We start from the raw sequence: 11546 nt of genomic DNA on the forward strand, positions 1-11546 counted from the left end.
TTTTCAATCAACTTAACGAATTCTTAACTATTACATATTGGGGACTTGTCCATCATTCGCAGCCCAAATACATTCGCCAATCATCAAATCTGAAAAGCCAGCTTCAAATGACGAATTTTCTGGTGAACAAGCGTACACTCCCACGTTGACTACCCCGGTGGCGGCAGCTAAATGCGCAATTCGTAATTGTTGGAAATGTTGCCCATCAACTGAAGCTTCCAGGCGAAAATCAGTTTGCCGCCGACTCAAACGGTACCACATTGTTTTAACGTCACCACTAATTTCTTGGGTCGCCCAATCTGAATAACCACCATTGGTGACCACACTCCCTAAATGTTGCATCGTCGCCGTTTCATATTCCGTTGATGCTTTTAACCAATTTTCACTATCTTGATAAAGCACCACCCCACATTGATCAAACCGGGTATGACTATCCGTAAACGTGGTCTTAACGGTTAAAGTAAAAAAAATCATCCGCTACCGCCGTCGTCAAAACAGGCGCATTATCATTAATAAAATGATAGTACGTCTTTTGCCACAAATCAGTCTGTGGGTTCGTAGTTACTTTTAATTGCTCGCCGGCCATCGTCACTGCTGCTGGTTCCCGTGTCCACGTAAAATCTTTCCAATCCATTTCCTAATCCTCACTTTAATTTTAAATATTATAGCAAGCATTCTAATTGCAGAATAGGGGCAGTTTTGATATGCTTACCGCAAACTAGAATTGAGGTATAACTTTATGCAACACTACCCAAATATTGTAATTGGCTTTGGGAAAGCCGGTAAAACCTTAGCTAAATTTTTAGCCACCCAAGGTCAAGAAGTATTAGTCATTGAACAATCCAACCAAATGTATGGTGGTACTTGTATTAACATTGCTTGTTTACCATCTAAACGCTTGGTGATCGCCGCTCACAATGGGGTTCCATTCCCTGACGCCATCGCTGGTAAAACAGAAATGACCAGCCAATTACGAAACAAGAATTATCATATGTTGGCAGATGAACCAACCATTACCATCCTTGATGGGCATGCGGAATTCATCGCTGATCACGAATTAGCCGTTACGACTACTAGCGGCGAAGTAATTAATGTTGCTGGCGAACGTATCTTTATTAATACGGGGGCAATTACGCGTGTTCCGGCTGAAATTCCCGGGATTGCTGACAGCCCATTCTTGTTAACGTCAACAACTTTAATGGAACAAACCGAATTACCGCAAGAATTGGTCATTTTAGGTGGTGGCTACATCGGCTTGGAAATTGCTTCCATGATGAACCAATTTGGTGCCCACGTGACCGTCTTAGATCGCAATGACCAATTCTTACGCCGCGAAGATGATGATGTGGCCCAAGCGTTATATGATGACTTAGTCGCCGATGGAATTGACTTTAAACTTGGCGTCACGATCAACCAAGTCATTAACCACGCCGACCAAGCTGAAATTGAATACACGGACCATGGGACGACCACTTCCATCACGGCCGATAAATTTGTCGTCGCGATGGGTCGAACTCCGAATACCATGGAACTTGGTTTAGCCAACACTAACATCCAAGTTAATGACCGCCAAGCCATCGTTGTTAACGAACACTTACAAACGAGCGTTGATAATGTTTGGGCAATGGGCGATGTCACTGGTGGCTTACAATTTACTTACATTTCCCTCGATGACTTCCGCATTGTCAAGGATCAATTATTCGGTGCTGGCGCCCGCACGACCACTAATCGTCCCGCAGTGCCAACGAGTGTCTTTACGCAAACGCCACTTACCAACGTGGGGTTAACCGAAAAGGAAGCGCATGCCCAAGGAATTGATTACCTACTCTTCAAATTACCAGTCATGGCGATTCCAAAGGCAAAAGTAATCGGGAATCAACGTGGATTATATAAAGCATTAGTCAACCCTACTGATCATACGATTTTAGGCGCCACTTTATATGGTGAGGAATCCTTTGAAATGATTAATTTATTAACTACAGCCATCAATAATCATTTGCCATATGAAACGTTACGAGACCAAATCTACACTCATCCAACAATGACTGAAGCGCTTAACGATTTATTTAAAGCCCCACTTCACTAGGCTTGACTTAAACTAAACTTAAAGTGAGATAATAAGACTGCACGGAATAAATATATTTCTGCGCAGTCTTTTTTTACTCTTCACAATTAATAGGAGATCTCATTATGCAAACATTAACGAATTTAACTGCACCAATGAAATTAAACAATGGTGTTGAGATTCCCGGCTTAGGATTTGGGACTTACCAAACACCCGCCGATGTGACTTATGATGTTGTAACAGAGCCTTAAAGGCTGGCTACCGCCATATTGATACGCCTTTTTATACGGCAATGAAACTGGCGTTGGCCAAGCCATCAAAGATTCCGGCTTGAAGCGCGAAGATGTCTTCGTAACCAGCAAGCTTTGGAATACTGACCGTGGTTATGATGAAACCATGGCCGCATTTGAAAAAAACCATGGCTAATCTAGGGCTTGATTATCTTGATTTATACTTAATTCACTGGCCAGCGAACCACAAACAATTCGGCGACCAAGCTGATCAAATCAACGCTGATACTTGGCGGGCCTTTGAAGACTTATACAAAGCCGGTAAAATTAAGGCCATTGGGGTATCTAACTTCATGCCTAATCACTTAGAAAGCTTATTAGCTAATTGCGAAATTAAGCCAATGGTAAACCAAATCGAAGTTCACCCCGGCTGGCCCCAAACCGAAGCAATTAATTACTGCCAACGACATGATATTTTAGTTGAAGCGTGGGCACCACTTGGTGAAGCGGCCTCACTCAACAACGATGTAATTAAGACGATTGCTGCCAAGTACGATCACACTCCCGCCCAAGTTTGCTTACGGTGGGGCATTCAACAAGGCATTTTACCATTACCAAAATCAGTCCACGCCGATTGGATTCAACAAAACACAAATATTTTTGACTTTGAATTAACGGCCGACGAAATGGACCAAATTGGTGCATTACGGAATTTAGGGGGCCAATGTAAAGTTCCCGATCAGGTGGACTTCTAATGTTAGCACCAGGAAATAAACGAATTAGTACCGTTGCCAAGGAATATTGCTTAGCGGCTTCAACCCTCCGTTTTTACGAGGATCAAGGTTTGTTACCAACTTTGAAACGGCTAAATGGGACCCGAATTTTTGATGCTGATGCTTTGCAAGCTTTAGAAGATATTGAATGTCTAAAATTAGTTGGCATGTCAATCGCGGATATTCGTGATTTCATGAATTTAAAGCGGGCTGGTGATGCCACCTTATCCCAACGCCAACAAATGCTCTCTAACCAACGGCAACACCTTGAAGACCAGATTGAGGAATTAAAACAATCCCTAGTGAAGTTAAAACACAAGGAATGGTACTATCAAGAGGCTGCCAAAGCGGGATCCGAAGATATTTTCAGTGATGATTGTACTACGGAATATTATCGCGCCCATCCCGATGAACAAAAATAGAGGTCGTGAGGCGGACGTTAAAACCGCCGTATCATAACGTTGAAACTGGCGTTGGCGGATAGCATATCCGTCGGCGTCAGTTTTGCGTTATGACTAGGTGGTTGTCCGCCGAGCGTAGTTACAATAGAGGTCGTGAGCCACGCACCCGAGAAACCGTGGCCTAACGTAGACAAGGCGTTGGCACTAGCTATGCTAGGGTCGGCGCCTTTGTCATAGTTAGGCACTAGGCTTCTGCGTGGCGAACGTAGTTAGTATTAGGTCGTAAGCCGAGCGTAAGAAGCGACGATAGGCTAACTTGGAAACGGGCGCTGACGTGGTAACACGTCGGCGTTCGTTTTCAGTTAGTCCTAGTCGCTTGCACGGCAATCGTAGTTACAATTAGGTCGCGAGCTCAGCTATCAAAGTCCCCGTTAGGATAACCTAAACCAATCGTTGGGACTAGTGTAACTAGGACCAGCGGTTGGGTGTAGTTATCCTCGAGGGGACTGCTGAGCGAACGTAGTTAAATCCAGGTCGTGAGCCACGCATAAAAGCCACCGACAAGTTCAACTTGCCAGTGGCTTTTATTAGTTTAAAAATTAACTTTATCAATTAGGCTGGAACCGCAACTTTCCTTTTCCGGAGCCAATGACCAACCAATCCCAAAGCTAACCCCACCAATGCGGGAACTAACCAAGAAAGTCCTAGACTAGACAATGGTAACGTACTCCGCCACGTAGCCACCATTTGACCAAAGGCTGATTGAGAAACAACAGCTGGAAAAGCCACTACCATATCACCAAGCGCTGGTACGACTGTTAATAAAACGACAAAGAAGTACACAACGCCATCACGATTAAATAATGGTGAACAAACGGACAATAAGATTAACACCATCGCCAATGGATATAAGAACATTAACATTGGTGTTGACCATGCAATGATTTGTTGTAACCCAAAGTTAGCCGTTACAAATGATGCTAAGGTCGTTAAAAATAACCAAGTTTGATATGAAACCTTGGGGAAATGCTTGTGGAAGTCTTGGGCAAACGCAGCCACTAACCCCACCGCTGTAGTTAAACAAGTGACCGTGATTAATACCGCTAAAACTACTTGACCAAAGGCGCCACCATAGTAATTCACGATTTGCGTAAAGGCCACCCCACCATCAGCTGAAACTTTAAACTTACCTAATGACATGGCTCCAGCCACGATTAACAGTAAGTAGATTAAACCAACCGCGGCCATGCCGAGCAGCCCGGACTTAGCAACAACTTTTGAAACATCACTGGCCTTCTTTTGGCCCATTTGACGAACCGCATGTACCACCGTCACCCCAAAGGCTAACCCGGCCAAAGCATCCATCGTATTGTAACCTTCTAAGAACCCATTAACAACTGCCCCGTGTAAGTAAGCACTCGTTACCGCGCCGTTCATTGGATTCCCCAACGGACTTAAGAAGGCGACTAAGAACATTAAGAATAATAATGCTAAGAACATCGGATTTAAAACTTTCCCGACGTTGGCTAAGATATTATTTTCATGGTAAGAAAAGGCAAACGCTAAGCTAAAGAATACTAAGGAAAAAACGAATAAGGCTAAGCTTTGGTGAGCCTTGTCAACGAATGGAGCTACCCCAACCGTAAAGGAAACCGTTGCCGTCCGAGGCGTCCCAAATAATGGACCAATCGTTGCGTGAATCAACACCATAAAGGTTAAAGCAAAGCCAACCCCCAATGGTTTCCCCACATCATAAACTCCTTCCGCCCGCGTAACCGCGATCGCTAGGACTGACAACAGTGGTAATAAGACGGCGGTCACTAAGAACCCCACGGCCGCCCCGGTCCAATGACCACCAGCTAATTGCCCTAAGTGTAAGGGGAAAATTAAGTTCCCCGCCCCAAAGAACAGTCCGAACAATAATGAACTGACCACAAAATATTCTTTCATGGTTAATTTACGTGATGTTAAATCTGTCATGTTTCTAATCCCTCTCCAGTTTGATTAATAACTTTAGATCGATACAAAAAAAACGTCCCAGGAATGAACAATTCGCTCATTCCTGGGACGTTTTCACGTGGTACCACCCAGCTTCATCAAGTTGTCGTCAACTCGACCTCATATCTGTAAACGACCAGCCTGTGCACCGGCTAGTGATTTACGCACACGGTAATGGGTGTCCCCACCAAGACTTGGTTGCCTTGGACTCAAAAGTGATTTTCGTACTACTTAATTCCGATCCTCTCACACCAACCAGGACTCGCTGACGGCTAAGTAATCCTACTCTTCTTTCTCAATGTATTCGATCTATTAAAATGATTAACTATAATTTAATCGTTCTTTAACCATCCGTCAAGAGTTTTCTAAGAAAAAAATTTAATTTAATTGGATAAACTTTCATTATCAGCCTGATGAAAGTAGCGGTACAAATATTCACGGTATGCAAACGCCATAATAATATTCCGGAGCATTTGCTTTTCATCCGTCTGTTCATGCCCGATTTCAGCTAAAGCCGGTCGTTGGCCTCGCACGTATTCAGTCACATTAGTTAATTCCGCATTGAAATAGTCATAAGCAACTGACAAATCATAGGTTTGAGCTTGAATTTGGACCGCCTGCCGTAAATCTTGTTGTTCCAAAACCGTCTTCGCCACGACAATAAATAAGAGCATGGCAATTTGATCTCGATAATATAATTTCTTCGTTGGATGTGGAATTAATTGATGTTTAACATAATTACTAACCATGGAATTGGTAATCGTAATACTTGCTAAATCTTGCGTACAATCCTCAATATAAGCAACTACTTGTTTTAAATACAAGCCCATATTAGGTAATTCTTGATATGTTGGTAAAACTAATTTCACGGTTTTCGTCATCTTCATTGCCTCCTCATTGGTTATTGTACGCAAAATTGAGTCTAAATGTCAAAGAAACTCTGTCATCGGTTTTTGAAAAACCTTTGACACGCCTTTAAAAACTAGCTATGATAGAATCAAAGTTTATACGAGGTTAAAAACATGACAATTAAAATTATTACTGACTCCGCTGCAAACTGGTATCAATCAGACATCAACGGGCTTCCTCACTCTGTTGCCCCTCTAACTATTTTAGTTGATCAACAGCCTTGGCTCGATGATGGAACAATTGATCAAGTTGCCTTCGCTAAGGCGCTCCAAACGACAAGCACTAAAACTTCGTCGTCATGTCCCAACATTGGTGAATGGCTAGCTGCCTACGAAGGGCTGATGAAATTTACGTCATTACTATTACCAGTGGTTTGTCTGGATCATATAACGCCGCCCAACAAGCAGCGACTACTTACCTTCAGGACCATCCTGATGTTAAAATTCACGTCTTCGACAGTCGCTCCGCTGGTCCCCAAGAGCGTCTGTTAGCGATGAAACTTGCTGACTATCTTAATGCTGGCAAGTCCTTTGAAGAAGTCGTGCCGTTAATGGAACAAGCCATTCAAGCAACCGACTTATTCTTTGTCTTAGCAGATTTGACGAACTTGGCTAACAACGGCCGGATTAACCCCGCCATTGCCAAGGTAGCGACGCTCATGAATTTCCGCTTATACGGCACCGCCGATGATCAAGGAAAACTCCAAAAGCTTGGTCAAGTCCGCGGTGGGAAAAAGATGTATACAAAATTAGTAGATGCCTTAATTGAACAAGGTTACCGGGGCGGGAAAATGTTAATTGATCATGCTGATGGCTTAGTGGCAGCAAAAAAATACAAGCGCGAACTATTAAGTCGTTTCCCAGATGCTGAAATTACCATTAATGAATGTGGGGCATTATGTTCCTACTACGCTGAAGCTGGTGGGGTCATGTTTGGATTTGAAAAATAACTTTATCAACGTAAAAAGCGTTGGCGAATCATTTGATTCGCTAACGCTTTTTTTTGATGGCAACTAAGCAACTACGTTCGCTCAGCAGCGCCCACGACCTAATACTAACTACGTTCGCCACGCGGAAGCCTAGTGCCTAACTATGACAAAGTCGCCGCCCCTAGCTTTGCTAGTGCCAACGACTTGTCTACGTTAGTCCACGGCTTCCCTTACGCTCGGCTCACGACCTTAATTTCACGACCTAATTTTCAGAGGCTGCCTGATCAGGCAATACTAAATTTAGTACCATTCCCAAGACCGTGGCTAACGCAATGCTCGTTAATTGGAATGAACCAATTTGTAAGTACGCACCCCCAATGCCAATTACTAAGATTACTGAAGCAATTACTAAATTGCGTTTCTTTTCAAAATCAGTGTGGTTATCAACTAAGATTCGTAACCCATTCGAAGCAATCATCCCGAATAACAAGAATGAAATCCCACCAATGACTGGGGTTGGAATCGATTGAATTACGGCGGCAATCTTTCCAACAAACGAGAAGACAATCGCAAACAAGGCGGCTCCCCCTAAAACAAAGACCGAGTGAACTTTCGTCATCGCTAAGACCCCAATATTTTCACCATATGAGGTGGTTGGCGGTCCACCGACAAACCCCGCGATTACACTTGATAACCCATCCCCTAAAAGCGTCCGATGTAACCCCGGATTATGGAAGAAATTCCGCTTGGTTAATTTGTTTAGCACCATGACGTGACCTAAATGTTCCGTCATCGTCACAAACGCAATTGGTGCCATTGTAATAATTGCCGTTGGATACCACTTAAAATCGTAATTAATTCCAACCACATCAAAGGCAGGCAACGCGAACCATGGTGCTTTGGCGACTGCTGATAAATCCACAATCCCACAGGCTAAGGCCATTAAGTAACCGGCCACAATACCGAGTAAGACTGGAATCATACTAGCAAACCCTTTTAACCACATATTGAAAATAATCGTAATTACAAGCGTAAAAATGGCGACGGCAAAGTATTTTAAATCATAGTGGGTATGGTTCAACATCGCATCGTTGGCCGCCGTCGTTGCTAATGATAAACCAATCACAATAATGATGGGACCAACTACGATAGGAGGCAATAAACGATCAATCCAATTAGCCCCAAAGTGATAGATTAATACCGCCACAATCAAGTAAACTAAGCCGGCAGCAATTGCCCCTTGGCCCACCGCCGGATAACCATCAGCTTTCATCAGTGCTTGCATCGTGGCGATAAAAGCAAATGATGAGCCAAGATATGCTGGAATTTTGGCCTTAGTACATAAAATGTAAATTAACGTCCCCACCCCAGAGGCGAATAAGGCGATGCTCGGATTCAATCCTACTAACAAGGGAACTAAGACCGTCGAGCCAAACATCGTAAATAAATGTTGAATTGATAAAATTAACCATTGTTCTGGCCGTGGTCGATCCTGAATATCCAAAATGGCTTCTGGATTCCGATATGAATCAGATTGTGTCATCATAAACTCCTTTCAGACACCGTCCCCTGTCCAAAAACAAAACCGTCTTGGCACTTAGGCCAAGACGGTAGTACAAAATTAGCATACACTTCGATAGTGTACGAATTTGAACAGTACCTTCTTAGCCTCACGGGACTAAAGTTAAAGGTAAATTTTTATTATATTATCGTATGTTTTAACTATCGTCAAGTAACAATTTGAAAGTTTATTGAACTCCGGCTGGACTAACCGTATAGGACACGGCTTGACCATTCATCATCCCAGATAACTTCCACGTGTTGTTTCCTAAATAAGTTGCTGATAAACCAGCCACCGCATTGGTTTGAGTCGCCGTAACACTAGCATCTTGTTGCTTGTTATTGGCTTGATTACCAAGGTGGGCAAACAACATATCCCGCGCATCTTGTTCAGTAAACTTAACTGCTTGTTGTTCACTTGATGAACTGGCTGCTTTCGCTGGATTAATCGCCTTCGAACTTGCCGTTGTTGAAGCTCCCCCTTGTTTTTTTCGTGGTTGACGCCACACTTGAAGAAACGACTGACGATGATGTTTCCATCTCACTCGTTGATGACGATTCAACGTGCTTCACATGCTTTTTTTACTGATGATGACTTGGCTACTGAGACTTGATCCGACTTAGTACTGGTTTGATCATCTTTGTTACCACACGCAGCTAACGTCGCCGTCATCCCTAAGGCCGCCATCACTGTAAATAATTTTTTTTCATTCGATACTCCTCGACTTTCCTAATAACTATATTATAGCAACGATCTTAGTATTGACCAACGACAACATAGTAATTAGGTGCGAAGTATTTTTGCGAAGCGATTTTAACGACATCACCTGGCTCTGGCGCATGGACATACGTTCCGTTCCCTAATGAGATAGCCACGTGTGAAGGGGAGGCATCACTTCCGAAGAATAAAAGGGCTCCATATGGCGCATTAGCAACGTTATTGTAAACGTGCTTACCAACCGTTTGTTGCGTGTACGTAGTTCGTTGAGGTAATCCGTATGCCCATTGGACTAAACCAGAACAGTCAAAACCACCTGGTTGGCTACCACCCCAAACGTATGGCGTCCCAATAGCAGAAAGGGCTTTGTTAACCTTAGCAGATAAGCCGTCATTAGTAACAATTCCGTTCTTATCAGCATGATATTTCACACCATTAAGATAGAAATCTTTATTGTCAGTCCGTAAGTATGTCACGGGATCGAAATAATACGTACTACCCATCCAATCAACTAATCCAGATTGAATCCGTCCATCATTACCAACCATGTACCAAGCACCCCATTGGGATTGCACATAGTTCTTCTTTTGGCTCAATAAGTACGTGGTTGGATCAAAGTACCAGTAACTTCCGGCCCATTCTTGTACACCACTTTGAATCCGACCGTCATTACCGACTAAATAATAAGCCCCCCATTGGGATTGAACATAGTCTTTCTTTTGACTTAACGTATAGTACATTGGGTCAAAGTACCAGTAACTTCCGGCCCATTCTTGTACACCACTTTGAATCCGACCAGTATCATCTTTAAAATACCAAAGACCCCATTGAGATTGGAAATAATCTTTCTTTTGACTTAACGTATAACTGCTGCTGTCAAAATCCCAGTACGAACCGGCCCATTCTTGCACACCAGATAATGCTTTCCCATCTTGCATTAAGTACCAACTCTTTGACTTGCCATTTGTATCACCAATCGTTGGCATTAATGAGTATTCACGACCAGTGTTAGCCTTGCCGTCATTATTGTAGTACGTCCATGACTTATCAGCCGCTTGTTGCCAACCAGTCTTCACCGGTGTTTCAGTCGTTACCGTTGGTTGGGCTTGATCATTCGTTTGATTAGTGGCAACTTCATTCTTTGCCGTTGTATTTGCTACGACTGATTGGTTATTCGTTGCCATAGCGGTTTGCATATTAGTATCAGCATTACCAGTTAAGGTTGTGGCAGAAAAAAATTCCAGCTACCGTTGCAGTCGTTAAGGCAACGGTTTTCCATAATTTACCACTCTTGTATAACTTATAGTGCTTTTTATTATCCATGAAATTTAAAATCCTTTCTCTGACAGTTGTCATCGATTGCGTTTCTTGTTTCGTTTACAAATTCTAGGATATAAATAATTGTTTAAAATTGCTATACATTCACTAATCATGTTAATCAAGATTAAAGCTAGTAATAAAAATGTAACAAAAAAGCGCAGTTTGTAAACCGCGCTTAATGTTATTAAATGTATTTAACCAAAAATTTCAACCTTGGTCCCAACACGCATGCCCATCATGTATTTAGCATCCGGAACTGATAACCGAATACATCCGTGTGAACCTTGAGTTTTACCTAACTTAGCCGCTTCAGATGGAATATAGTTACCATCACGTCCTGTTGGGATACTATGGAATAAGTAAACACCATGATTTAAGAATGAAGTCCAATAATTCGCTCCTTCGCCAAGTGAACGATTATAGAAACTATTCCCACGTTCGGACTGAATATAGAATGTTCCTGTTGGCGTTAAGCTACGTCCGTTGACATATTGTCCACCAGTACTATTCATCGTGTACAATAAGTTATTTCCGTTATAAAGGTACGTCCGATTACCGCGTAAATCTACCACAATCCGATTAACATCATTAACATTCGGGTATGGTTTATTTTCAGATGGTGCAAACCAATATTGGTTTAAGGT

General features: G+C 42.8%; 9 protein-coding genes and 3 pseudogenes. 4 read left to right on the top strand and 8 right to left on the bottom strand.

The features are described 5' to 3' along the window. Window positions 1–30: 30 nt before the first annotated feature. Window positions 31–634: pseudogene (locus JCM14505_RS05015) on the bottom strand (DUF1349 domain-containing protein). A 105-nt stretch (window positions 635–739) separates the two neighbouring features. Between JCM14505_RS05015 and JCM14505_RS05020 the strand changes: the two are divergent. The 3 genes and pseudogenes from JCM14505_RS05020 (at window position 740) to JCM14505_RS05030 (ending at window position 3490) form a co-directional block, all read left to right on the top strand. Next, window positions 740–2086 carry an FAD-dependent oxidoreductase gene (locus JCM14505_RS05020; protein WP_054653342.1) on the top strand — a complete coding sequence of 449 codons (1347 nt, stop codon included), beginning with the start codon at window positions 740–742 and terminating at the stop codon, window positions 2084–2086. Between the two features lie 104 nt (window positions 2087–2190). Next, a pseudogene (locus tag JCM14505_RS05025) lies at window positions 2191–3050 on the top strand (aldo/keto reductase). After that, a complete protein-coding gene (locus JCM14505_RS05030) occupies window positions 3050–3490 on the top strand; it encodes a MerR family transcriptional regulator (RefSeq protein ID WP_054653343.1) in 441 nt (146 codons plus the stop codon). Before JCM14505_RS05025 ends, JCM14505_RS05030 begins: the two are co-directional and overlap by 1 nt. A gap of 591 nt (window positions 3491–4081) precedes the next feature. Here the strand turns inward: JCM14505_RS05030 and brnQ are convergent. Together brnQ and JCM14505_RS05040 are read right to left on the bottom strand one after the other, a co-directional pair. Then, window positions 4082–5449: a branched-chain amino acid transport system II carrier protein gene (gene brnQ, locus JCM14505_RS05035; RefSeq protein WP_054653344.1), complete on the bottom strand. Its 1368-nt coding sequence runs from the start codon at window positions 5447–5449 to the stop codon at window positions 4082–4084. A 401-nt stretch (window positions 5450–5850) separates the two neighbouring features. Beyond that, window positions 5851–6348 (bottom strand): DUF1836 domain-containing protein, encoded by a 498-nt coding sequence (locus JCM14505_RS05040; protein ID WP_225352276.1) that lies wholly within the window; start codon window positions 6346–6348, stop codon window positions 5851–5853. 141 nt (window positions 6349–6489) lie between these two features. On the opposite strand from JCM14505_RS05040, the pseudogene JCM14505_RS05045 reads away from it, so the two are divergent. Further along, window positions 6490–7325: pseudogene (locus tag JCM14505_RS05045) on the top strand (DegV family protein). 241 nt (window positions 7326–7566) lie between these two features. Here JCM14505_RS05045 and JCM14505_RS05050 read toward each other — a convergent pair. The 5 genes from JCM14505_RS05050 to JCM14505_RS05065 all read right to left on the bottom strand — a co-directional run. Next, on the bottom strand, window positions 7567–8847 hold the full coding sequence (locus JCM14505_RS05050) for a uracil-xanthine permease family protein (RefSeq protein WP_054653346.1): 1281 nt from the start codon (window positions 8845–8847) through the stop codon (window positions 7567–7569). 205 nt (window positions 8848–9052) lie between these two features. Next, the gene (locus JCM14505_RS05055) at window positions 9053–9373 is read right to left on the bottom strand and encodes a hypothetical protein (protein ID WP_054653347.1); all 321 of its coding nucleotides are present in this window, start codon (window positions 9371–9373) and stop codon (window positions 9053–9055) included. A gap of 247 nt (window positions 9374–9620) precedes the next feature. Next, window positions 9621–10778, bottom strand: coding sequence for a C40 family peptidase (locus JCM14505_RS05060; protein ID WP_225352277.1), 1158 nt, complete (start codon window positions 10776–10778; stop codon window positions 9621–9623). A 13-nt stretch (window positions 10779–10791) separates the two neighbouring features. After that, a complete protein-coding gene (locus JCM14505_RS08995; RefSeq protein WP_156249845.1) occupies window positions 10792–10938 on the bottom strand; it encodes a KxYKxGKxW signal peptide domain-containing protein in 147 nt (48 codons plus the stop codon). Window positions 10939–11096: 158 nt separating this feature from the next. After that, on the bottom strand, window positions 11097–11546 hold a 450-nt coding region (locus tag JCM14505_RS05065; RefSeq protein ID WP_054653348.1), incomplete at its 5' end, for a L,D-transpeptidase.

It is taken from the genome of Limosilactobacillus equigenerosi DSM 18793 = JCM 14505, from assembly GCF_001311375.1.
In the GTDB taxonomy this organism is placed as follows: domain Bacteria; phylum Bacillota; class Bacilli; order Lactobacillales; family Lactobacillaceae; genus Limosilactobacillus; species Limosilactobacillus equigenerosi.

Bases quoted from the DNA above. Each gene is read 5' to 3' on its own strand.
- JCM14505_RS05020 (WP_054653342.1), top strand. From the start codon at position 740: ATGCAACACTACCCAAATATTGTAATTGGCTTTGGGAAAGCCGGTAAA.
- JCM14505_RS05030 (WP_054653343.1), top strand. From the start codon at position 3,050: ATGTTAGCACCAGGAAATAAACGAATTAGTACCGTTGCCAAGGAATAT.
- brnQ (WP_054653344.1), bottom strand. From the start codon at position 5,449: ATGACAGATTTAACATCACGTAAATTAACCATGAAAGAATATTTTGTG.
- JCM14505_RS05040 (WP_225352276.1), bottom strand. From the start codon at position 6,348: ATGACGAAAACCGTGAAATTAGTTTTACCAACATATCAAGAATTACCT.
- JCM14505_RS05050 (WP_054653346.1), bottom strand. From the start codon at position 8,847: ATGACACAATCTGATTCATATCGGAATCCAGAAGCCATTTTGGATATT.
- JCM14505_RS05060 (WP_225352277.1), bottom strand. From the start codon at position 10,778: ATGCAAACCGCTATGGCAACGAATAACCAATCAGTCGTAGCAAATACA.
- JCM14505_RS08995 (WP_156249845.1), bottom strand. From the start codon at position 10,938: ATGACAACTGTCAGAGAAAGGATTTTAAATTTCATGGATAATAAAAAG.